At 61.8% G+C, this 22,818-nt stretch carries 22 protein-coding genes and 1 tRNA gene; 16 read left to right on the top strand and 7 right to left on the bottom strand.

Annotated elements, in window-relative coordinates; all coding sequences use genetic code 11:
* Positions 1-124: 124 nt before the first annotated feature.
* From LMTR3_RS25880 to LMTR3_RS25870, 3 genes are all read right to left on the bottom strand, one after another.
* Complete coding sequence (locus LMTR3_RS25880) at positions 125-925, bottom strand: FAD binding domain-containing protein (protein WP_065747780.1); 801 nt, start codon at positions 923-925, stop codon at positions 125-127.
* 15 nt (positions 926-940) lie between these two features.
* Positions 941-3,286 carry a xanthine dehydrogenase family protein molybdopterin-binding subunit gene (locus tag LMTR3_RS25875; protein ID WP_065747779.1) on the bottom strand — a complete coding sequence of 782 codons (2,346 nt, stop codon included), beginning with the start codon at positions 3,284-3,286 and terminating at the stop codon, positions 941-943.
* An 83-nt stretch (positions 3,287-3,369) separates the two neighbouring features.
* Positions 3,370-3,855 carry a (2Fe-2S)-binding protein gene (locus LMTR3_RS25870; protein WP_065747778.1) on the bottom strand — a complete coding sequence of 162 codons (486 nt, stop codon included), beginning with the start codon at positions 3,853-3,855 and terminating at the stop codon, positions 3,370-3,372.
* Between the two features lie 495 nt (positions 3,856-4,350).
* Between LMTR3_RS25870 and LMTR3_RS25865 the strand changes: the two genes are divergently transcribed.
* Positions 4,351-6,321 carry a methyl-accepting chemotaxis protein gene (locus LMTR3_RS25865; RefSeq protein ID WP_084029813.1) on the top strand — a complete coding sequence of 657 codons (1,971 nt, stop codon included), beginning with the start codon at positions 4,351-4,353 and terminating at the stop codon, positions 6,319-6,321.
* Between the two features lie 122 nt (positions 6,322-6,443).
* Here LMTR3_RS25865 and LMTR3_RS25860 read toward each other — a convergent pair whose 3' ends face one another.
* Positions 6,444-6,794 carry a DUF3175 domain-containing protein gene (locus LMTR3_RS25860; protein ID WP_084029812.1) on the bottom strand — a complete coding sequence of 117 codons (351 nt, stop codon included), beginning with the start codon at positions 6,792-6,794 and terminating at the stop codon, positions 6,444-6,446.
* A 356-nt stretch (positions 6,795-7,150) separates the two neighbouring features.
* On the opposite strand from LMTR3_RS25860, the gene LMTR3_RS25855 reads away from it, so the two are divergent.
* From LMTR3_RS25855 to LMTR3_RS25845, 3 genes are all read left to right on the top strand, one after another.
* The gene (locus LMTR3_RS25855) at positions 7,151-8,650 is read left to right on the top strand and encodes an MFS transporter (protein WP_065747775.1); all 1,500 of its coding nucleotides are present in this window, start codon (positions 7,151-7,153) and stop codon (positions 8,648-8,650) included.
* A gap of 9 nt (positions 8,651-8,659) precedes the next feature.
* Positions 8,660-9,496: a trehalose-phosphatase gene (gene otsB / locus LMTR3_RS25850; RefSeq protein WP_065747882.1), complete on the top strand. Its 837-nt coding sequence runs from the start codon at positions 8,660-8,662 to the stop codon at positions 9,494-9,496.
* A gap of 196 nt (positions 9,497-9,692) precedes the next feature.
* A complete protein-coding gene (locus tag LMTR3_RS25845; protein ID WP_065747774.1) occupies positions 9,693-11,156 on the top strand; it encodes a trehalose-6-phosphate synthase in 1,464 nt (487 codons plus the stop codon).
* A gap of 225 nt (positions 11,157-11,381) precedes the next feature.
* Here LMTR3_RS25845 and LMTR3_RS25840 read toward each other — a convergent pair whose 3' ends face one another.
* The gene (locus tag LMTR3_RS25840) at positions 11,382-11,729 is read right to left on the bottom strand and encodes a hypothetical protein (protein WP_065747881.1); all 348 of its coding nucleotides are present in this window, start codon (positions 11,727-11,729) and stop codon (positions 11,382-11,384) included.
* Between the two features lie 196 nt (positions 11,730-11,925).
* Here LMTR3_RS25840 and LMTR3_RS25835 point away from each other — a divergent pair.
* From LMTR3_RS25835 to LMTR3_RS37975, 4 genes are all read left to right on the top strand, one after another.
* Positions 11,926-12,015: transfer RNA gene (locus LMTR3_RS25835), tRNA-Ser, on the top strand.
* A 161-nt stretch (positions 12,016-12,176) separates the two neighbouring features.
* On the top strand, positions 12,177-12,566 hold the full coding sequence (locus LMTR3_RS39475) for an Arm DNA-binding domain-containing protein (protein ID WP_245319993.1): 390 nt from the start codon (positions 12,177-12,179) through the stop codon (positions 12,564-12,566).
* The gene (locus tag LMTR3_RS25830) at positions 12,563-13,471 is read left to right on the top strand and encodes a tyrosine-type recombinase/integrase (protein WP_245319992.1); all 909 of its coding nucleotides are present in this window, start codon (positions 12,563-12,565) and stop codon (positions 13,469-13,471) included. Before LMTR3_RS39475 ends, LMTR3_RS25830 begins: the two co-directional genes overlap by 4 nt.
* The gene (locus LMTR3_RS37975; protein ID WP_141686799.1) at positions 13,468-13,650 is read left to right on the top strand and encodes a hypothetical protein; all 183 of its coding nucleotides are present in this window, start codon (positions 13,468-13,470) and stop codon (positions 13,648-13,650) included. Before LMTR3_RS25830 ends, LMTR3_RS37975 begins: the two co-directional genes overlap by 4 nt.
* Before the next feature lie 431 nt (positions 13,651-14,081).
* Here LMTR3_RS37975 and LMTR3_RS25825 read toward each other — a convergent pair whose 3' ends face one another.
* On the bottom strand, positions 14,082-14,765 hold the full coding sequence (locus LMTR3_RS25825; protein WP_065747773.1) for a TetR/AcrR family transcriptional regulator: 684 nt from the start codon (positions 14,763-14,765) through the stop codon (positions 14,082-14,084).
* Between the two features lie 111 nt (positions 14,766-14,876).
* Here LMTR3_RS25825 and LMTR3_RS25820 point away from each other — a divergent pair, with 111 nt between their 5' ends.
* The 6 genes from LMTR3_RS25820 (at position 14,877) to LMTR3_RS25795 (ending at position 20,512) form a co-directional block, all read left to right on the top strand.
* The gene (locus LMTR3_RS25820; protein WP_065747772.1) at positions 14,877-15,770 is read left to right on the top strand and encodes an NAD(P)/FAD-dependent oxidoreductase; all 894 of its coding nucleotides are present in this window, start codon (positions 14,877-14,879) and stop codon (positions 15,768-15,770) included.
* 21 nt (positions 15,771-15,791) lie between these two features.
* Positions 15,792-16,265 (top strand): methyltransferase family protein, encoded by a 474-nt coding sequence (locus LMTR3_RS25815; protein WP_065747771.1) that lies wholly within the window; start codon positions 15,792-15,794, stop codon positions 16,263-16,265.
* A gap of 86 nt (positions 16,266-16,351) precedes the next feature.
* Positions 16,352-16,810: a (2Fe-2S)-binding protein gene (locus LMTR3_RS25810; RefSeq protein WP_065747770.1), complete on the top strand. Its 459-nt coding sequence runs from the start codon at positions 16,352-16,354 to the stop codon at positions 16,808-16,810.
* Position 16,811: 1 nt separating this feature from the next.
* Entirely contained in the window at positions 16,812-19,061 is a 2,250-nt protein-coding gene (locus tag LMTR3_RS25805) for a xanthine dehydrogenase family protein molybdopterin-binding subunit (RefSeq protein ID WP_065747769.1), read from the top strand.
* Between the two features lie 126 nt (positions 19,062-19,187).
* Positions 19,188-20,156, top strand: a complete 969-nt coding sequence (locus LMTR3_RS39470; protein ID WP_245319991.1) for a Vgb family protein — start codon at positions 19,188-19,190, stop codon at positions 20,154-20,156.
* Between the two features lie 137 nt (positions 20,157-20,293).
* Positions 20,294-20,512: a hypothetical protein gene (locus LMTR3_RS25795; RefSeq protein WP_065747880.1), complete on the top strand. Its 219-nt coding sequence runs from the start codon at positions 20,294-20,296 to the stop codon at positions 20,510-20,512.
* Here LMTR3_RS25795 and LMTR3_RS25790 read toward each other — a convergent pair.
* On the bottom strand, positions 20,495-21,178 hold the full coding sequence (locus tag LMTR3_RS25790; RefSeq protein ID WP_065747767.1) for a TetR/AcrR family transcriptional regulator: 684 nt from the start codon (positions 21,176-21,178) through the stop codon (positions 20,495-20,497). The genes LMTR3_RS25795 and LMTR3_RS25790 overlap by 18 nt on opposite strands.
* Positions 21,179-21,380: 202 nt before the next feature.
* On the opposite strand from LMTR3_RS25790, the gene LMTR3_RS25785 reads away from it, so the two are divergent.
* Together LMTR3_RS25785 and LMTR3_RS25780 are read left to right on the top strand one after the other, a co-directional pair.
* Complete coding sequence (locus LMTR3_RS25785) at positions 21,381-22,274, top strand: NAD(P)/FAD-dependent oxidoreductase (RefSeq protein WP_065747879.1); 894 nt, start codon at positions 21,381-21,383, stop codon at positions 22,272-22,274.
* A gap of 56 nt (positions 22,275-22,330) precedes the next feature.
* Complete coding sequence (locus LMTR3_RS25780) at positions 22,331-22,708, top strand: antibiotic biosynthesis monooxygenase family protein (RefSeq protein WP_065747766.1); 378 nt, start codon at positions 22,331-22,333, stop codon at positions 22,706-22,708.
* Positions 22,709-22,818 lie beyond the last annotated feature (110 nt).

The raw sequence follows: 22,818 nt of genomic DNA, 5'->3' as shown, positions 1-22,818 counted from the left end.
GTTAGCTAAATTGTCCCGCCGAAGCGAGGCCCTGGCAAGCTTCTTTTGCCGAGAATCGAGCCAAAATACGAAAGCGGCGCGCATCCCTGCGCGCCGCTCGAATACAAGTTGCGTTTAGATGTTATCAGCCCGCCGCGGTCACCGCGCGCTGCGCCATCACCTTGATCAGATTGGCACGATAGTCCGACGTACCGTGGATGTCGTTCATCAGGCCGTCGGCGGAAATCTTGAGGCTATCGAGCGCGGCGGCCGACCAGTTGGCCTTCAGCGCCGCCTCGATCGCCGGCACCCGCATGACGCCGTTTTGCGATGCGCCGGTGGCTGCGGCGCGGACGTCACCCGCCGGGGTTTTTGCGACGAACACGCCGGTCAGGGCGAAGCGCGACGCCGGATGGTTGAACTTCGCGTAGCCCGCTTTGGCCTGAACCGGGAACGACACGACGGTGATGATTTCGCCGTCATCGAGCGCCGTGGAGAACAGGCCCTTGAAGAAATCATCCGCCGGTATCGAACGCTTGTTGGTCTTCACGGTGGCGCCAAGCGCCAGAACCGCCGCCGGATAGTCGGCCGCGGGATCGTTATTGGCGAGCGAGCCGCCGATGGTGCCGCGATGCCGCACCGCCGGATCGCCGATCAGCGAGGCGAGATAGGCCAGCGCCGGGATTGCCTTTTGCACCGTTTCGCTCGAGGCCACGTCGTGATGGGTCGTCGCCGCCTTGATCATTATTCCGTCACCGGTTGGCTCGATGCCGACCAGCTCCTTGATCTTGCCGAGATCGATGACGTCGGACGGCGAGGCCAGCCGCTGCTTCATCACAGGAATGAGCGTGTGGCCGCCTGCCAAATATTTCGCATCCGAACCCTTGGTGAACAGGCTTGCCGCTTCGTCGACCGAAGAGGGGCGGTGATAGGTTGTCTGGTACATGGCTGTGCTCCCCTCTTACGCGTTGCCGTGAATGGCATGCCAGACGCGATCGGGCGTCGCCGGCATTTCCAGTTTGTTGTTGCCGATCGCATCGGTGATGGCGTTGATGACGGCGGCCGAAGCGCCGATCGCGCCCGCCTCGCCGCAGCCCTTGACGCCGAGCGGATTGCCCGGACATAGCGTCGTCGTGTGCGACAGCTTGAACGAGGGCAGGTCATCCGCGCGCGGCATGGTGTAATCCATGAACGACGCGGTCACGAGCTGGCCGGACGAGTCGTACACCACGCCCTCCAGCAGCGCCTGGCCGATGCCCTGGGCGAGGCCGCCATGGACCTGGCCTTCGACGATCATCGGATTGATCAGCCGGCCGAAATCATCCGCCGCCACGAAGTTGACGAAGGTGCTTTTTCCGGTGCCGGCATCGACTTCCATTTCGCAGATGTAGGCGCCGGCCGGGAAGGTGAAGTTGGTCGGGTCGTAGAACGCGCCTTCTTTCAGGCCCGGCTCCATGCCATCAGGCAGGTTGTGCGCGGTGTAGGCCGCGAGCGCGACCATCGGCAGCGCCAGCGACTTGTCGGTGCCGGCGACCTTGAACTCGCCGTTCTCGATGACGATGTCGTTCTCGGAGGCCTCGAGCTGGTGCGCTGCGATCTTCTTCGCTTTCGCCTCGACCTTTTCCATCGCCTTCAGGATCGCGGTGAGGCCGACAGCCGCCGAGCGCGAGCCGTAGGTGCCCATGCCGAACTGCACCTTGTCGGTGTCGCCATGGACGATCTGGACCTGGCTGATGGGCACGCCGAGCCGTTCGGCGATGAGCTGGCAGAACGTCGTCTCGTGGCCCTGGCCGTGGCTGTGCGATCCCGTCAGGATCTCGATGGTGCCGACCGGATTGACGCGCACTTCCGCCGATTCCCACAGGCCCACGCCGGCGCCGAGACTGCCGACCGCCTTTGAAGGCGCAATGCCGCAGGCCTCGATGTAGCAGGAGACGCCGATGCCGCGCAGCTTGCCCTCGGACTTCGCTTTCGCCTTGCGGCCCGCGAAGCCCGCATAGTCGATCGCCTTCATCGCGGCATCGAGCGAGGCGTGGAAGTCGCCGATGTCATAGGCCATGATCACGGGCGTCTGGTGCGGAAACTGCGTGATGAAATTCTTCTTCCGCAACTCGGCCGGATCGACCTTCAACTGCCGCGCCGCCGTCTCCATCAGCCGCTCGACCACAAAACTTGCCTCGGGCCGGCCCGCGCCGCGATAGGCGTCGACCGGCACGGTGTTGGTGTAGACGCTGATCACCTCGGCGAAGATGTTGGGAATGTTGTACTGGCCCGACAGCAGCGTCGCATAGAGATAGGTCGGCACCGAGGAGGAGAACAGCGACATGTAGCCGCCGAGATTGGCGTAAGTCTTGACGCGCAAGCCGGTGACCTTGTTGTCCTTGTCGAACGCCATCTCGGCCTTGGTGAGGTGATCGCGGCCATGCGCGTCGGTCAGGAAGGCTTCTGTGCGGTCGCCGGTCCACTTGACCGGACGGCCGACCTTCTTGGAGGCCCACAGCGCCACCATCTCTTCGGGGTAGATGAAGATTTTTGAGCCGAAACCGCCGCCGACGTCGGGCGCCACCACCCGCAGCTTGTGCTCCTGCGCGATGTTGTAGAACGCCGACAGCACGAGGCGGGCGACATGCGGGTTCTGCGAGGTCGTGTAGAGCGTAAAGTGCTCTTCGGGTTCGTTATACTCCGCGATCGCCGCGCGCGGCTCCATTGCGTTCGGCACCAGGCGGTTGTTGGTGATGTCGAGCGAGACGACATTGGCCGCCGATTTGAACGCGGCGTCGGTTGCGCCCTCGTCGCCGATGGTCCAGTCGTAGATCACGTTGCCCGGCGCCTCGGGATGCAGTTGCGGCGCGCCCGGCTTGATCGCTGCGCGAATGTCCGGAACGGCAGGCAATTCCTCGTAGTTGACGACCACGGCCTCGGCCGCGTCGCGGGCCTGGTTCTTGGTCTCGGCGATCACCACCGCGACCGCCTGGCCGACGAAGCGCACGGTCTCCGGCGCCATCGCCGGCCATGCACCCATCTTCATGCCGGTGCCGTCCTTGGAGGTAATCGCCCAGCCGCAGATCAGATTGCCGATCTTGTCGTCGACGACCTGCTGGCCGGTCAGCACGCCGACCACGCCCGGCATCTCCATCGCCGCCGAGGTGTCGATGCTCTTGATCTTGGCATGTGCATGCGGGCTGCGGATGAAGTGTGCGTGGGTCATGCCCACCAGCTTGATATCGTCGACGTAGCGGCCCTTGCCCGTGATGAAACGGCGGTCTTCCTTGCGCACGACGCTTGCGCCAATGCCTTCAACGCCCATTGTGTCCTCCCGACCGGAATTGTTGTTTCCGCGACTTCTTTCGAACCGCGGGGTTGAATTCGAAAAATGCTGGTCCGCGGCAGCTATTCTGCCGCCTGCGCGACCTTCATGCGCCCGGCCGCGTCGAGCACCGCCTTGACGATGTTGTGGTAGCCGGTGCAGCGGCAGATATTGCCTTCCAACTCGTGCCGGACGGTCGCCTCGTCGAGATTGCCGTTGTGGCGGTGCACAATATCGATCGCCGACATGATCATGCCCGGGGTGCAGTACCCGCACTGCAGGCCGTGATTGTCACGGAACGCAGCCTGCATCGGGTGCAGTTCGCTGCCCTTGGCGATGCCCTCGATGGTGGTCACGTTGGAGCCGGCCGCCTGGCCGGCCAGCACGGTGCAGGATTTCACCGCCCGGCCGTCGATATGGACGACGCAGGCGCCGCACTGGCTGGTGTCGCAGCCGACATGCGTGCCTGTCAGGTTCAAATGGTCGCGAAGGAGATGGACGAGAAGGGTCCGGTCTTCGACCTCGGCCGAGACGGCCTTGCCGTTTACCGTCAGCTTGACTGTAGACACGCGTGGTACCTCCCGATGTTTTATAATTATTCCAATTAGAAACAGCGGCGAAGGAACTTGCAACTAGGATTTTGGTCGGCACGGTCATTGTGATGACATTGGCGCGCGTGCGCGTGCCGATGACTCTCGGCGCGAATTTTTTCTTATCCTCCCCTGGAGGGCCCCTGGAGGGGGAGGGTCGACGCTCATGAAATGGGGTGACGGTCTCTCCACGTCCAACGGTGCCCGAGCTGAGAGATCACCCCACCCCGTCTCACATTTCGCTGCGCTTCATGTGAGCCGACTCTTCCCCTCCAGGGAGGATAAGCCCCGCACCCTTGCAAGTTTGCCCAGATTTACCCGCCCTTATCCATTCTGCCTTAACTTTGCGCACCGGATCGGGGGCTGCGCCTCCGATGCCTGTTCTTCAGAACGAAAACGGGGGGTGACGTGCGATTTCTGAAGCGTGGCGGCTCGTCTTTCAAGCTCCCGACCCTGCGGTTCCGCGCCAAGATCATGCTCGGCTTTGCCGTCGTGCTGGCGATTTCGGCCGCCAGCATGGGGTTTGCCTATCTCGGGTTCGAGCGGGTTTCGGCCGGCGTGGAGTCCTACCGGCGCAGCGTGCTGGAGGCCGATCTGTCACGCGACATCGACCGCGAACTGATTTCCTACCGGTCACTGGCCCGCTATTTCGTGGCGACCGGAAAGGAAGAGGACGGCAAGGCGGCGCTGGCCGCCGAAGCCGCCCTGAAGGACGCAATCATTGCCTCGATGAAGGGGACCACCAATCCGACGCGGCTCGAGCAGGTCGCGAAACTGGAGCGGGAGTTCCGCGCCTTCACCAAGATTTTCGCCGACATCGTCAAGGTGAAGGACGAGAGTGCGCGCATCACGCAGAACCAGCTCACCCGCACCGGCAACTCGCTGCGCTACAAGCTGGACGATCTCCCGAGCAATGCCGACGATGACGAAATGCCGGTGATCACGCTCGGCGCGAAGAAGGTGACCGAACAGTTTCAGGCGGTCACTGCGCTTGCCAATACGTTCGTGGTCAATTCGGATAAGACGGTCGCTGCCAGCGCAATGGCGCGCCTGAAATTCGTCGAGAACGCGCTCAAGGCGATTTCGTCGAACAACGAAAAGATCCGCGAGGGGATCAAGGAAATCTCCGGCATGCTGGAGGAATACCAGAAGTCGCTCGCCAAGCTGGTCGACAATTCCAAGGAGATCGACGAGCTGACGCTGGAGATGACGGAATCGGCCGCCGCTATCAACAAGGGCTCGGGCGCCATGAAGTCTGACCTCCTGGCCGATCAGAAACGGCTCGAAGCCGAGTCGGACGCGACCATCGGCGAGACCGAGCGGCTGATCCTGATCCTTGCCGCCGGCGGCTTTCTGCTCGGTTGTGTCTGGGCCTTCTTCCTCGGCAAGGGCATATCCCGGCCGATGATCGCGATGTGCAACGCGATGCGCGAACTTGCCGCCGGCAATTTCGAAGTCGTGCTGCCCGGCCTCGGCCGCAAGGACGAACTGGGCGAGATGGCAAGCGCGGTCGAGGAGTTCAAGGTGCAGGCGATCGCCCGCGCCGAGCGCGATGCCGCCACCCAGGAAGCGCAGAACAAGGCGGCGAGTGCCGCGCGGCGCGCCGAACTCATTCGCTTCGCCGACGAATTCGAAGCTGCAGTCGGCGCCATCGTTTCCAACGTGTCGTCCTCGGCCGTGCAACTCGAATCCGCTGCCGGCAAGCTGACGCGGACGGCGGAAACCACCCAGAGCCTCTCGAGCCAGGTCGCCGGCGCCTCGGAAGAAGCCTCCACCAACATGCAGTCGGTGGCGTCCGCGACCGAGGAGCTGTCAGCTTCCGTCGACGAGATCGGGCGGCGCGTCAAGGAATCCAGCCAGATTGCAGAGGCCGCCGTGCGTCAGGCCGAACAGACCGACGGGCGGATCGGCAAGCTGTCGCGTGCCGCGCAGGAAATCGGCGACGTGGTTAAGCTGATCACGGCGATTGCCGAGCAGACCAACCTTTTGGCGCTGAACGCCACCATCGAGGCCGCCCGCGCCGGCGATGCCGGCCGCGGCTTTGCCGTGGTTGCATCCGAAGTCAAATCGCTCGCCAGCCAGACCGCGAAGGCGACCGACGAGATTTCCAGTCACATTTCGGGCATGCAGGGCGCTACGCAGGAATCGGTTGCCGCGATCAAGGAGATCGGCGGCACCATCGGCAGGATCTCCGACATCGCCGCGACGATCGCCAGCGCCGTCGAGCAGCAGAGCGCGGCAACGCAGGAAATTGCGCGCAGCGTCCAGAACGTCGCGGAAGGCACGCAGGAGGCCGCCGCCAACGTCATGCACGTCAACCGCGGCGCGACCGAAACCGGATCGGCGTCCGAGGAAGTGCTGAATTCGGCCCGCACGCTATCCAGCGAAAGCACGCGGCTTCGCGAAGAACTCGATCGCTTCATGGCGAATATCAGGGCAGCGTGATTGTCGCCCCTGCGAACGCAGGGGCCCATAACCACCGCAGACCATTGTTGCCGAGCAACCAACCGCGTGCCTCTTGCAAGTGGCCGCGGCGTATAGGTCCCTGCGTTCGCAGGGACGACAGGTCACTCCCTTCCGAACTGATGCTTCAGCTCCACCTTCGCGCGCTCCAGTCGCGCGCGCTGTGTTTTCGGCAACGTCTTGCCGGCGCGGTTGATGTAGAAGGTCAGCATCGAGAGCGCCGACCGATAGGCGCCTGACTTGCGGCGCGTACTGTGCTCGGCGGAGCGCTTGAGCGATGCGGCGATCTTCTTCGCGCTGGTCTGCTTGAAGACGCCGCGCTTCAGATCGAGCGCGTCGCTTTCCCGTGTTACGCGTTGCGACCACCGTTTCGGCGATGGTTTCTTCGCCGTTGTCGTGCGGCTGCTCTTCCGGGCTGCGGTCTTCCGTGGTGTGGCTTTTCGCCGTTCAGCCATGTTCGACTCCATTGCTGTTTTGCCGAAAACGGCCGCCCGATTGTTCGGTTCCCTTCATGCGTCGCGGGGTATGACAGTCGTGGTGAGCTGCGGTACTTCAACGTCATTGCGAACCAACGGGTCGCGCGAATGCGCGCCCGATGGCTCGCAATGACGTGGAGGGCACGCTGCGTATCCAATACCCCGCACGATACGCAGAGCACGGCAACAGCTATGCAATTTCGCCATGCGAAAGTCTCCGGAACCGCATCCTCTGAAGGGCGTTATCTTCACGGCGGGCATCATGTTTGCCGCAATTGAGCGTGAAAACCCTGGGGCTGGGGCGTTCCGGGGTGTTTTTTCATTGGCTAAATCCGATGGATGTGAAAGCGATACGGCAGGGGGCGGCAGTGGCTGAAAGCGCGTCCGTTACGTCGCTGGAGCAGGACAATGCTCGCGTCATCGAGACCAGCATACCCACGCGGCTCGATTGCCTGCGTTGGGGCGGCTTTCATACCCGCGTCGTGGCCGCACTCGGCATCACCTGGATTCTCGACGGGCTGGAAGTCACGCTGGCGGGCGCCTTGTCGGGCGCGCTGAAGGAGAGCCCGACGCTGCAATTCTCGAATTTCGATGTTGGCCTCGCCAACAGCGCCTATCTTGCCGGCGCCGTGCTCGGCGCTCTCGGTTTCGGCTGGCTGACGGACCGGATCGGGCGCAAGAAACTGTTCTTCATCACGCTCGCGGTCTATCTCAGCGCGACCGCCGCCACTGCGCTGTCGTGGAACATCGCGAGTTACGCGCTGTTTCGTTTCCTGACCGGGGCGGGCATCGGCGGCGAATATACCGCGATCAATTCGACGATTCAGGAGTTGGTGCCGGCGCGCTACCGCGGCTGGACCGATCTCGTGATCAACGGCAGCTTCTGGATTGGGGCTGCGATCGGCGCGGTCGCCGCCATCGTGCTGCTCGATCCCAACGTGCTGGCGCCGGATCTCGGCTGGCGGATGGCCTATTTCATCGGCGCCGCCCTCGGCCTGATTGTCTTCGTGATGCGGATGTGGATTCCGGAAAGCCCGCGCTGGCTGATGATCCATGGCCGTCCCGAGGAGGCGCACGCGATTGTCGACGGTATCGAGAGATCGTCGATGAGACACCCGGATCATCCGGCCGATCAGGTATTCCCGAAGATCCGCTTACGGATGCGCAGCCACACGCCGCTTGGTGAGGTGGCGCATACGCTGTTCACGACCTACCGGCAGCGTTCGATGGTTGGATTGGTGCTGATGGCCTCGCAGGCATTCTTCTACAACGCCATCTTCTTCACCTTCGCGCTGGTGCTGACCGATTTCTTCGGCATTCCGTCAAATGACGTCGGCTGGTACATCCTGCCTTTTGCGGCGGGCAATTTCCTCGGGCCCTTGTTGCTCGGCCGTCTCTTCGATACGCTAGGTCGCCGCGCGATGATCGCGACCACCTATGGTGTCTCCGGTCTGCTACTCGCGCTGTCGGGCTATCTGTTCTCGATCGATGTCTTGAGCGCGCAGACCCAGACCATCGCCTGGATGGTGATCTTCTTCTTTGCTTCGCCGGCGGCGAGCGCGGCCTATCTCACCGTCAGCGAGACGTTTCCGCTGGAGGTACGCGCACTCGCGATTGCGCTGTTCTATGCGATCGGAACGGGCATTGGCGGCGTGGTAGGACCGGCGCTATTCGGCGCCCTGATCGATACCGGATCGCGCAACACCGTTTTCGCCGGCTACCTCTTAGGGGCGGCATTGATGATCGTGGCCGCCGCTGTCGCGTGGCGGTATGCCATTGCGGCCGAGCGCAAATCGCTCGAATCTGTCGCACGGCCGCTAGCATGTGTGGAGTAGGATGAGATGATGAATGAGGATCTGGCGGAAATGCCATTGGAAGATGATATCGCCGGTGAAGAAGAGGTCGTGGAAGAGACCGTTCCGGTGCCGCGCTCGCTGGTGCCGCACTTGAGCGAAACTGCCGTTCTGCTCGACATCGACGGCACGCTGCTCGATCTGATGCCGACGCCGCGCGAAGTCTGGGTGCCGCCGGGCTTGTCAAAGACGTTGAATCGTCTGCTCCAAAGGACCAACGGCGCGTTGGCGCTGGTCAGCGGCCGCTCGCTCAACGATATCGACCTGATTTTCGCGCCCGATCAATTCCCGGCCGTCGGCGGCCACGGCGCCGAAATGCGGATCGAGCCGGATAGCGAGGCGGTGGCCGCCCACGCCCCGCCGATGGACAAGGAGTTGAAGCGACGGCTGGCGGCGATCGCAAAGCTCAGTCCGGGAATATTGCTGGAGGACAAGGGCTACTCGCTGGCGCTGCACTATCGCCTCGCGCCGCATGCCGAGAAGGCGATTTATGCAGCGGTGTCGCTGATCAGGGCCGATCTGCCCAATGCGCCGATCGAAGTGTTGCCCGGCAAATGTGTCTGCGAGATCAAGCACTCAGGCTTCACCAAGGCGAGCGGGGTGCGCGAATTGATGACGCGCGAGCCGTTCAAGGGGCGCCGTCCGTTCTTCATCGGCGACGACGTTACCGACGAGAGCGTCTTTGCGATCATGCCCGACCTCGATGGCCTCGCCTTCTCCGTCGGCCGCCGTGCCAAAGGCGTGGCCGGGCACTTCGATGCGCCCAGCGACGTCAGGGAATTCCTTACACACCTGCTTGATGACGAAAGGGACGCACCGCTGCCATAATGTCTTTCGTCTCGACGAGATTCGAACACAGATTCTCGCGCTTGATGCCGAGGTTCGCGGTAAATTTTATTTTTCGTGAGTTCCGGTGAGTTCCTGCATGCCGCAGCCCGAATTTGGTTTCAATTCGTTGAAAGGGTGATCAGGAACCATATTGATGAATGGCTGTTAATGCGGGCGTATCAACGGGAGGGGACCTGTGAACCTCGTCGTCGTTTCTAACCGCGTTTCGCGCGGAAAACCCAACGAACCCATGACGGGGGGACTCGCGGCGGCGTTGTTGCCGATTGTCGAGAAGTCTGGCGCTATCTGGGTCGGTTCCAGCGGCCGGGTTCGTGACGGGAACCTGAAGGAACCATTTGCCGAGATCGAAGCGCTTGGCGCCGGCGCACTGGCGATGCTGGACCTGCCGGCCGCGCATTACGGCGGCTATTACGAAGGTTTTGCGAATTCCGCACTATGGCCGGCACTGCATTCGCGCGCCGATCTGATCCGCGCCTCGCAGGAGGACTATCTCAGCTATCGCGAAGTGAACGCCTTCATGGCGCGTGCGCTGTTGCGATTCCGAAAAGCGGATTCGGCGTTCTGGATTCAGGACTATCATTTCCTCGCGCTCGGCGCCGAACTGCGCGATCTCCGCGTCACCGAGCCGATCGGTTTCTTCCTCCATACGCCGTGGCCGGCCCGCTCGGTGATATCAGGCGTTCCGCACCATCGCGAGCTGGTCGAGGCGATGCTGGCCTATGATTTGATCGGCTTCCAGACCGAGGAAGACTGCGAGAACTTCCTGGCTTACGCGCAGTCCGACCTCGGCCTCGTCGTGCATGACGGCGTCATCATTTCGCGCTACGGCCGAACGCGCGCTGCGGTATTTCCGATCGGCATCGATCCCCAGCTATTCGCGCAGTTGGCAACGAAGGCGTCGACCCATCCGGATGTCTCGCGGCTGCGGCGCAGCCTGAATGGCGAGAAGCTCGCGATCGGGGTCGACCGGCTGGATTATTCCAAGGGCCTGATCAACCGCATCAAGGCGTTCGACCGGATGTGGACCTTGCATCCGTCGCTGGCGCGCACGGTGTCGTTGCTGCAGATCGCAACGCCGTCGCGCGGTGCGATCGAGGCCTACGGCAATCTGCAAAGCGAGGTCGCAAGGTTGGTCAGCGACGTCAATGGCGTTCACGGCGAAGTCGACTGGACGCCGATCCGTTATCTCAACAAGGGTTACGGCCAGGCCGTGCTCGCCGGCCTCTATCGCACCGCGCAGGTCGGCGTGGTCACGCCGCTGCAGGACGGCATGAATCTCGTCGCCAAGGAATATGTCGCCGCGCAGAACCCGGTCGACCCCGGCGTGCTCGTGCTGTCGAAATTCGCCGGCGCCGCCAACGAACTCGACACTGCGCTCTTGGTCAATCCGCACGACATCGACGGCATGGCGCGCACCATTGCGATCGCGCTGTCGATGCCGCTAACCGAACGGCGGATGCGCTGGGAGGCGATGATGGCGAAGCTGCGCGGCCATACCATCCAGCAATGGTTCGCCGACTTCACCGATGCCTTGCGCGAATGCCAGCTCGACAAGGACGCGCTCGCGCCCGTGATCGTCGAGCCGGCCCGATGGCCGCTGCGCTCCGCCAGCAACAGCAACACCGCGCGGTATCATTAAAGCGTGTGATGATGTCAGGTTTGATTGCGACCAGGAAAAGGTGCGCTCCCTCTCCCGCGTGCGGGGGAGGGCTGGGGTGGGGGTGTCTCCACAGGCGATACTGCCCGTGTGGAGAAAGCCCCCACCCGGCGCTTCGCGCCGACCTAAGAGCGAGCTTCGCTCGTCTCGACCCCCGCAAGCGGGAGAGGTGAGCGCCGTCTCGAGGATCGGGCCGCTAGCGGCCCCTCAATAACAATACGACACGCCATCCAGCACGGGGCAGCGCGCCTTGGTCGGCGCGCTCGGATTCTCCATCGGCACATAGCCGCCCTTGCCGTTGCCCGCGAACACGCCGGGGCCGATGACGACGGACGATTTGTTGCCGATGATGACGCTCGGATGCGGCGAGGCCAGCCTCGATCGCGAGCCGTCGGCCCACACGATGGCGTCGCCCGCAAAGATGCCGCGCCGGCCGTCATCGCAGGTCACGTCCACGCCCTGCTTGGTGCAGGCCTGCGCCAGCGCCGGGCTCACTGCTGTGCCCGCAAACGCCGATAAAAGGGTAGCGAACAGAAGCGCCCGCGCGATGATCATGCCGTCCTCCACCGATTGCGTTGCCACTGTGGTCGTCGATCGTGGCCGGATTCCGGTTCAATGGTCCGGAAAGCACGGATCATCCGACGCCGAACGCGCCAAATTGCCGAATAAATTCAATGAATTGGGGAAATTTTATCCACCGCGCCCAGCCTCCCTTGCAAAATCAGTGCTGCCCCTTCAAGAGAGGGCCTCCGGAGAGATGGCCGAGTGGCTTAAGGCGCACGCTTGGAAAGCGTGTGTGCGGGAAACCGTACCGTGGGTTCGAATCCCACTCTCTCCGCCAGAATCTCGTTCCAGCCAATTTCATCCGACCCCAATTCCTGACACAAACACCTGCAATATTAGCCACTTGTGCTGGATTTGGCGTTCCATTCAATTCCATCCTCTCTCGCCAAATCTCACGCCTAAGTGTATGTAAGGGTGTATGCAGCCGGGTGCCGATTTATGGCGCGAGGATTCGGAAAACTGACGGCCAAGAAGGTCGAGCATCTATCTAAGCGAGGGATGCATGCTGATGGCGGCGGCCTTTATCTCCAGGTGGCGAAGGGGGGCTCCAAGAGCTGGCTGTTTCGATACAAACTTCATGGACGCACCCGCTGGCATGGCCTCGGGTCCCTGCGCGATGTGAGCCTAGAAGAGGCACGCGACAAAGCGACTGACGCCCGCAAGGTCCGGCGCAATGGCGCAGACCCGATCCAAGCCAGGCGCGAGGCGAAAGCCGCCGCGCGCATTGAAGCGGCCAAGGCAATCACGTTCGGGGCGGCTGCCAAGCGCTTCATCAAAGCCAATCGGGCGGGCTGGAAAACGCCAAGCACGCCGATCAATGGCAGATGACGCTGCTTGGCATTGATCAGAATGGGAAACCGACCAAGAACGACTACTGCAAAACGATTCGCGATCTTCCGATCGGCGCGATCGACACGACGCTGGTCCTGCGGATCATCGAGCCGATCTGGGCGACCAAGACCGAAACGGCGAGCCGCATTCGCAGTCGCATCGAGCAGGTGATCGATGCCGCCAAAGCGAAGGGCGAGTTCAAGGGGGAAAACCCCGCACGCTGGAAGGGGCATTTCGATAACCTGCTCCCGGCCACCTCGAAGGTTCGGAAGGTCCGCAATCATCCGGCGTTGCCTTATCGGCAATTGCCTAACTTTATGCCCAAGCTCCGCGAGCGCGACGGTGTAGCTGCTGCAGCTCTTGAGTTTCAAATCCTGACGGCCGTAAGGCCCGGCAACGCAGTCGCAGCAAAATGGAACCAGATCGATCGGCAGACATCAGTCTGGACCATTCCGGCCGCACTCATGAAGAGCGATGCCGAACACAAAGTGCCATTGAGCAAGGCGGCGGTCGCCGTACTTGATCGCATGGAAGCCATCAAGGATGGCAGCGAGTACATCTTCCCAAACACCAAGGGCAAGTCTCTGAGTGACGCCTCGATGGCTGCGGTGATCGACAGGATGAACGAGCTGGAGCGGAGCTGGATCGATCCGAAGCTCGACCGCGAAATCGTGCCGCACGGCTTCCGGTCATCGTTCCGCGATTGGGCTGCAGAGCACGGCTATGACGATCCCGCCGCCGAAGCTGCTCTCGCGCACAAGGTCAGCGACGAGGTGATCGCGGCTTATAAGCGCACAACGTTCTTTGAATTGCGCAAGCGGATGATGAAGGACTGGGCCGACTATTGTGCGCGGCCTTCCAGTAGCGATGACACGGTCGTGCCGTTCCGGACGCAGTCATGAAACCGGCGAACCAAGTTTGGCAATACAGATTTCTTGATAAAGAACAACTGGCAATCATTGAGGCTGCGCCTTCTCCGTTGCCAGATGCCATTGATCTCGCCGCTGCGATCAGCGAACTGGAAGGCTACCTTTCCTCCCGCGCACGGCTTGAATGGTTAGAATTGGCCGCTCATGACTGATTGCAGATTCGAGTCCTGCCGGCCCACCAGCCTTCGCCGCGTGTTTCGGATTTGCCGAATTCGGCGGGCACTTAAAGAAGCCCGCTTCGCGAGCTCCGGCTGGGTTCGCCGCTTCCGCTTGATGGGATGTTTTGTGCACTGTCACCGTAATGCCGAAACGCGCGTCCGAAGTCGCCAGCGTGCTTGTACGCAAGACAGATCGATTCCCGCTGAGCGGGGCCGACGACGTGAACACATACGCATTATTTGCGGAGCTATTTCCCCAACTGACAAGAGCGGGTTGGCGCGCGGGAATCATCGTGCGGACTGGTATCGCAACCGATAGTTCAACAAGCGTATTTATCCGCGATCTTGTTGCCAATCGAAAGCTCTTCAGCCTCCATGATTTCAAACCGGTCCCGGCTATTTTGACAACATCGGTCACGCACGATTCAAATTTTGTCTTTTGACCTTGGCGCCGGCAAATATCCGCCCGCGTGGTCGTTGCCGCCGTGCGCGGCGATGAACATGGCGACGGCCGACCGGCAATAGGATTCGATTTCGTGGTCGTCCTCTGCTCTCGCCTGATCGAAGCGTGCGATCATCACGAGATCGGATCCCTTGAAAAGCGCGGCAAACAAGCGGGCGGACCGGAGAGGATCGGGCACGTTCAGAACCGCCTTCGCGTGCAACTGACGCAACAGGGCCTCGATCTGGGCGATGACATGGGCGGGGCCGGCTTCGAAATGAAGCTTGCTTAACGCGGTTTGACTGGTCTTGTCGGCCATGACCATGGCTTCGACACTGCGGACGTCCGGTCTCAACAGCGTGCGAAGCAGTAATGATCCCACCGCCATGAGCTGATCTTCGACCGAACGGTCGTCGCCTTCAAGAAGGGCCTGTGGTGCAAACAACTGCTGGCAGCCGGCCGCCATGGCCGCGCCGAACAGCGCCTCCTTGTTCTCGAAGTGCCTGTAGATGCTGAGCTTGGATATCTTCGCTCGCTGGGCAACCTTATCCAAGGTCGTCGCCTGAAAACCCAATTCCAAAAAGAGTTCGCGCGCGGCGTCGACGATCGTTTGGCCAAGCGCCTCGTTGGCGGGCCGGCCGCGCCGGCCCTGGCTTTTTTCAGTCACGACAATTCCAGTACTTGACAGTATCTCAATTCTTGCATTATGATACCATGAAGTATCTGAAATGTGCAAGCCGGGTAGGTTGCAACCTATCCTCCAACGGAGCCCATCACCATGGATGACGTCATCATCATCGGCGGCAGCTTTGCCGGTCTCGCCGGCGCCCTGCAGCTCGGCCGTGCACGCCGCAAGGTCACCGTTCTCGATACCGGCCTGCCGCGCAACCGCTTCGCCGGCCACTCGCATGGACTGCTCGGCCACGATCACAAGCCGCCGCTGGACATCCTGGCCGAGGCGCGCCGGCAGCTGGCGCGTTATCCCACGGTCAGGCTGGTCAATGCCCGGGCCGACAGCATCTCCGGCAACATCGACAAATTCTCCGTCCTCACTGGCGATGGCGAAAGCTTTGGGGCGCGCCGCCTGATCCTGAGCTATGGCATCGTGGACCAGATGCCTAACGTTCCGGGTTTTGCCGAAAGCTGGGGCACGTCCATCGTGCCCTGCCCGTATTGCGACGGCTTTGAAGTCGCCGGCCAGCATTGGGGCCTCGTCTGGTCCGGCCCGCAGTCGCACAATCAGGCCAGGCTGTTCCACGATTGGACCGACAAGTTGACGCTCTTCGCCGATGGTCACGACATTCCGCCCGATATCCGGGCCGATCTGGCGCGCCGAAGCATACCTGTCGTCGACGGCCGGATCACCGGGATCGCCCATCATGGGGGCCATAACGCCACCGTCAAGCTCGATACCGGCCCCAATGTCGCGGTCGACATCCTGTTCGCGCATCCGCGCAACAAGCCGTCCGCAAGCCTGCATGAATCACTGGGCCTCGCCACGGTGGATACGCCCGGCGGCATCGCCTTGAAGGTCGACGAGCGCCGCCAAACCAGCATGCCCGGCATCTACGCCGCCGGCGACCTCACCACGGTCTTCTTGCCCTCGGTCACCCAGGCATCATCGCAGGGCGCGATGGCGGGTATCTTCGCCCAGCAGTCGATGGTGGTTTGAGACCGCAGATGGGAGATGAGCATGCCGGTCGAACCGGACAGCGCGGGTGTGCGCTTCCCCCCGCCCTTCGTCTATCTGGGAGCGCTGCTGTTGGGGCTGGCGGCGGAGCGGTTCGTCACTCTGCGCTCTTTCGGCATCGACGGGCGGTTGCTGGTCGCGACCGGCGCGCTGCTGTTCGTTGCCGGCGCGGCGATGATGCTTGCGGCGGCGGGGCTGTTCCGGCGGCTGGGCACCAACGTTCCACCGTCGCAGCCAACGACCCTCATCGCAACGACCGGCCCTTATCGGTGGACCCGCAATCCCATGTATCTCGGAATGGCGCTTAACTATGCCGGCCTTGCGATCGGCTTCGACGGGCCGATCGCCTTCGCCTTGCTCCCGTTGGTGCTGATCGCGATCCAGACGCAGGTGATCGCCCGCGAGGAGCGCTATCTCGAAGCGAAGTTCGGCGACGACTACCGCCGCTACAAGGCCGAGGTTCGCCGCTGGCTCTGACTATTCCGCCGCTGCCGCCTGCGGGGCCTTCTGATCGACTTGGCAGGCGGGCTGGCGCCGTTGTTCGCAACTACAGGAGCTTCGCAATGCAATTGACCGTCAACAGTAAGCGCTACGATCTGGATGTCGAACCGGAAATGCCGCTCCTTTGGGTGCTGCGGGACGAGCTTGGTATCTCGGGACCGAAGTACGGTTGCGGTGCGGGCCTTTGCGGTGCGTGCACCGTTCATATCGACGGTACCGCGGTTCGCTCCTGCTCGATCAACGCTGGCGAGGTCCGCGGCAGCATCACGACAATCGAGGGCCTGGGGACTCCGGCAAACCTGCATGTGGTTCAGCAGGCCTGGATCGAGCACCAGGTCGCGCAGTGCGGCTATTGTCAGTCCGGCCAAATGATGGCCGCAGCGGCGCTGCTGTCTAAAACCCCCGATCCTTCGGACGCCGAAATCGCCGAAGCCATGGACGGAAATCTTTGTCGATGCGGGACTTACACGCGCATCCACAGCGCCGTCAAAACTGCAGCCCAGATGATGAAGGGGAAATAGCGTGGCTCGGCTCAAGACAATTGCAAGACGCACGTTCCTGATTGGCTCCGCTGCGATCGCCGGCGGCGTCGCGTTCGGCTATTACCGACTGCGCCAGGATCCTCCCAATCCGCTGCTCAAGGACCTCAAGGCGGGGGAAGCCGCGATCACGCCCTACGTCCGCGTCGACGCAAAGGGCGTCACGCTCATCACTCCGCGCGCCGACAAGGGCCAAGGCTCATATTCCATCCAGGCTCATCTGATTGCTGAAGAGCTCGACGTGGATCCGCACAAGGTTCGCATCGATCCCGGTCCGCCAAGTCCGGCCTATTTCAACAGCCGGGTGATGGACGACAGCCTGCCGTTCTCTACGATCGACGATGGCATGATGGCGCGTGCGGCGCGGGGAGGCGGCGAAGTGTTGAGCCGCGTTCTCGGTATGCAGATCACGGGGGGCTCGTCCACCGTACCCGACGGCTATCAAAAACTCCGCATGGCGGGCGCGGTCGCGCGCGAGACTTTGAAGGAGGCGGCGGCCAGAAGGTCGGGAGTGTCCCGGTCGCAACTGAAGACCAAGGATGGTCAGGTGATCTTGCCCGATGGCAAATCCCTTACTTACGCGGAACTGGCCGTTGAGACAGCGCAGCTTGCACCCGTTACGGATGTCACGCTCCGGCCGGAACAGGAGTGGCGCTACATCGGCAAGAAGATGCGTCGGATCGATATCGTCGCCAAGTCCACAGGTACCCAACAGTACGGCATCGATATTCGTCCGGACCGGGTCGTGTACGCGACCGTCCGCGCTAACCCCGGCATGGGTGGCACGATTAAACGATACGATGCCTCCAGCGCGGAGAAGATGAGAGGCGTCAAAAAGATCGTCCTCATCAAAGACGGCGTGGGCGTCATTGCCGATAACACCTGGAGAGCCTTTCAGGCCGCAGCCGCCATCAAGATCGAATGGAATGATCCTCCTTATCCAGCCGACTCGGCTGGAATGTGGAAGGTGCTGGAGAATTCATTCTCCAAAGACCAGCAGGACAGCCGGCTTCGCAACGACGGTGATGTCGAGAAGGCTTTAGCCGGCTCGTCCAAACCGATCGAGGCGGAGTATCGGACTCCCTACCTGGCCCATGCGCCGCTGGAGCCCATGAATGCGGTCGTACTCTACACGAAGGAACGGCTCGACATCTGGACGGGAACGCAGATCCCGGTCTTCCTCCAGGGGCATGCGGCAAAGCTGACGCGACTGCCGGAAGAGAAGGTCTATCTGCATGTTCAGTCGATGGGCGGCAGCTTCGGGGCACGGCTCGATGACACCTATGCGTTGCAGGCGATCGAACTCGCGATGGCCATGGAAGGCGTGCCGGTCAAGATGACCTGGAGCCGTGAAGAGAACATGGCGCACGACTATCCGCGCCCGATTCAGCTCTCGCGCGCCAAGGGAACCGTTCGCGATGGCATGGTCGAGAGCATGAGCATTGATGTGGCCGGACAATCGATGGGCGCCTCCTGGTTCAATCGGTTGCAGGCGCCCATTCCTCCCGGTCCCGATGTTTCAAGCGTCAACGGTATTTGGGACCAACCTTTCGCAATACCTAACTTTCGTGTGACGGGTTATAAGGCGAAGGAAATGGTGCCAGTCAGCCCGTGGCGATCGGTTGGAGCGTCCGCCAATGGCTTCCACCATGCTTCCTTCCTGGACGAGTTGATCCATGCCGCGGGCGCGGATCCGATGGCAGAGCTCATTCGTCTCTGCAATCATGAGCCTTCCAAGAAGGTGCTGCATACTTTGCGTGATATTTCCGCCTGGAAAGGCTCGCGAATCGATGATCGACGAGCTCGCGGCGTGGCGCTGACTTTGTCCTTCGGCGTGCCAATGGCTCAAGTCGTCGAAGTAAGCTACGCGCCGCAAGGCATCAAGATCGACAAGGTGTATGCCGTTTGCGATGTGGGACGCATTCTGGACCCGGTCAACTTCGAAGCGCAGGTGCGGGGAGGCATCATCTGGGCCTTGGGCCATGCCATGAACTGCGAGCTGACCTACGAAAACTTTGCGCCGGTCCAGACCAATTTTCATCTGTTCGAGGCCATGAGATTCCATCAAGCACCCGAAATCATCGTCAAGGGATTGCAGCTTGGTGGGGACGTTCGAGGAATTGGTGAACCTCCGGTCCCGCCGGCGGCGCCGGCTCTCGCCAATGCGATCTTTGCTCTTACCGGAAAACGGGTACGCGAATTGCCTCTAAACAAGAGCATCAATTTCGCTTGATGGGTTGAGCTCTATCGCCCACTTGCGGTGCTTGCCCGAGCACCACCGTCTTCCCTCACGCAAGCCGAAAATCTTGGGTTGAGTGACTCAACATCCCTCAGAAGTGACGTCGACCACATAATCAGCTTGGAGGAACGCATGTACGCTAACAAATCAGACCTATTTCAAAACCTGTCCCACCTGGTCATCGCAGCGGTGGTAGGCCTAGTCGCGGCCTCGGTTGCGAGTGAGGCCCGATCGCAGACCGTGATCCTATCGGGATCGCCGTTCCCGGAAAGTCTGGCAGCGACAACGGATGGAACGCTCTTTGCCACCAGCTTGACGAACGGCGGAATCGCGCGCGTCAAGCCGGGCGCCTCCGAGGCCGAAGCCTGGATCAAGCAGGGGACATTCGATACGCGATCGACGTTCGGCGTTCTCGCCGACGAGACGTCAGGGCTTCTTTGGGTATGTTCGAACGATGCCACCCCACTCGGCGTCAAAGGTCCAAACACGATCGAAGGCTCGTTCGTTAAGGGATTTGACCTCAAAACCGGCGAGGGAAAAATCAGCGCGCAATTGCCCGCGAAACCTTCGCTCTGCAACGATCTCGCGATTGGGCCGGACGGCGCGCTCTACGTCACGAATACTCTGCAGCCGCAGATCCTTCGCCTGAAGAAAGGGTCTTCCGAGCTCGACATCTGGGCCCAGGACGCGAAGCTGAAAGGGGGGCTTGATGGGATTGCGTTCGGACCGGATGGCGCTTTGTACGTCAACACCTTCCAAAGCGGCGAACTCTTCCGCATCGAATCCAAATCGGGAGTCGCTGGTGCCGTCACGAAGCTTGAGACGTCCCGCCCAATCAAGTTCCCGGACGGTCTTAGGGCAGACAAGACCGGATTCGTGATGGTTGAAGGCACCGGTCCGCTTTCTAAGGTCACGATCGTGGGGGATCGGGCCCAAATCGAAACGATCAAGGATTTCGCTGGACCAACAGGCGTCGCGCGCGTCGGCGACAAGCTTTGGGTAGCGGAAGGCCAGATTGGCTATCTCATGGATCCTTCCAAGAAGGGCCAGACGCCGACCTTCCAGTTGCGGTCAATCGACGCTCCCTGACCGATACGAGACCCTCGTCGCGCCCGGCGCGATCGAGACGGATTTCGCAGGCGGCACCTCGAAGAACACGCCCGCGGTCCAGGACGATTTCCGCGGCGTCACAGCGCTGGGCCGCAGTGATGTTGCGGGGGCGCGTCATGGAGTTGGAATTCTACCAAGGTCTCGCACAGCGGGTTCGGGTCATTGCCGAGAAGGCGGCCCCCTTCACACGGCGTCGCCTGCTGGAGCTTGCCGAGCGGTACGACGCGAAACGAGGCGGCTCGCGTCCCGCGGGCTCGATCGAGCGTCGGCTGCCGGTGCCGCGCACCACGCCACTGAGCACATCGGTCACGCACGATTCAAATTTTGTCTTTTGAGCTTGGCGCCGGCAAATATCTGCCCACGTGGTCGTTGCGACCGTGCGCGGCGATGAACATGGCGACGGCCGACCGGCAATAGGATTCGATTTCGTTGTCGTCCTCTGCTCTCGCCTGATCGAAGCGTGCGATCATCAGGAGATCGGATCCTTTGAAAAGCGCGGCGAACAAGCGGGCGGACCGGAGAGGATCGGGCACGTTCAGAAGCGCCTTCGCGTGCAACTGACGCAACAGGGCCTCGGTTTGGACGATGACATGGGCGGGGCCGGCTTCGAAATGGAGCTTGCTTAACGACTTTTGATTCGTCTTGTCGGCCATGACCATGGCTTCGACACTGCGGACGTCTGATCTCAACGGCGTGCGAAGGAGCAATGATCCTACCGCCATGAGCTGGTCTTCGGCCGAACCGTCGACGCCTTCAAGCAGGATCTGTGGTGCAAACAACTGATGGCAGCCGGCCGCGATGGCCGCGCTGAACAGCGCCTTCTTGTTCTCGAAGTGCCTGTAGATGCTGAGCTTGGATATCTTCGCCCGCTGGGCGAGCTTGTCCAAGGTCGTCGCTTGAAAACCCAACTCCACAAAGAGTTCGCGCGCGGCCTCGACGATCGTTTGGCCAAGAGCTTCGTTGGCGGGCCGGCCGCGCCGGCCCTGGATTTTTTCGGTCACGACAATTCCAGTACTTGACAGTATTCTAATTCTTGCATTACGATACCATGCAGTATCTGAAACGTGCAAGCCCACGGTGACTTCCATGCAACGACGAGCCCTACTGAAGTTGGCTGCGCTTTCCGCCATCGGCCTCGCGCGCGCTCCGGCCGCCGCCAAGCCCAACGCGTCCCCCTCCATACCCAACACGGAGCCCATCACCATGGATGACGTCATCATCATCGGCGGCAGCTTTGCCGGCCTCGCCGGCGCCCTGCAGCTCGGCCGAGCCCGCCGCAAGGTCACCGTTCTCGATACCGGGCTGCCGCGTAACCGCTTCGCCGGCCACTCGCATGGACTGCTCGGCCACGATCACAAGCCGCCGCTGGACATCCTGGCCGAGGCGCGGCAGCAGCTGGCGCGTTATCCCGCGATCAAGATGGTCAACGCCCGGGCCGAAAGCGTCTCGGGCGCCATCGACGATTTCAAAGTCCTCACTTCCGAGGGCGAAAGCTTTGGAGCGCGGCGCGTGATCCTGAGCTATGGCGTCGCCGACCAGATGCCTGATGTTCCGGGCTACGCCGAAAGCTGGGGCACATCCATCGTACCCTGCCCCTATTGCGACGGCTTTGAAGTCGCCGACCAGCATTGGGGCCTCGTCTGGTCCAGCCCGCAGTCGCACAATCAGGCCAGGCTGTTCCACGATTGGACCGACAAGTTGACACTGTTCGCCGATGGTCACGACATTCCGCCCGATATCCGGGCCGATCTGGCGCGCCGCAAGATACCTCTCGTCGATGGCCGGATCACCGAGATCGCCCATCACGAGGGCCATATCGCCACCGTCAATCTCGATACCGGCCGCAAGGTCGCAATCGACATCCTGTTCGCCAATCCGCGTACCAAGCCGTCCGCAAGCCTGCATGAATCACTGGGCCTCGCTACCGTGCCTACGCCCGTCGGCATCGTCCTCAAGGTCGACGAGCGCCGCCAAACCAGCATGCCCGGCATCTACGCCGCCGGCGACCTCGCCACGCCCTTCTTGCCCTCGGTCACCCAGGCATCATCGCAGGGCGCGATGGCGGGTATCTTCGCCCAGCAGTCGATGGTGGTTTGAGAGCAAGCAGCATCGATCACGCCAGTTTCAATTCCACAATAGAAAGGAGCGCCACCATGGCCGCCATCAAACCATTCAAGCCCCTAGACGAGAAATTTCCGTTTGACCGCCAACTCGGTATCGCGGCCGCGCCTGTCGTGCTCATCAACCTCTTCATGGTCGATCCCGCAGACGAAGCGGGCTTCCTGGACGCTTTCAAGGCGGCTGCCGAAATCATAACGAAGCAACCGGGCTTCATCTCCATGCAACTGCATCGAGCGATCGGCGATAGCCCGACTTACCTGAACTATGTGGTGTGGGAATCCACCGAGACGGTCCGCACCGCCTTCACCCAGCCCGAGTTCGTCGCGAAGCTTTCGGCCTATCCGTCATCCGTCGTGGCCAGCCCGCACCTGTTTCAGAAGGTCGCCGTCCCCGGTTTTTGCACGGCCTGACTCCGGAAATGGCGACTTTTGGGCCGACGCGCTGACGCTCTTCGCCGATGCTCACACCGCGAACATGATCCAGCTCAACATCACGACGCTCACGGAGCTGGGATCAGCGG

Source organism: Bradyrhizobium sp. LMTR 3, assembly GCF_001693485.1.
Lineage (GTDB): Bacteria > Pseudomonadota > Alphaproteobacteria > Rhizobiales > Xanthobacteraceae > Bradyrhizobium.
The sequence above is the reverse complement of the archived record's forward strand: the minus strand, read 5'-3'. Positions and strand labels throughout refer to the sequence as shown.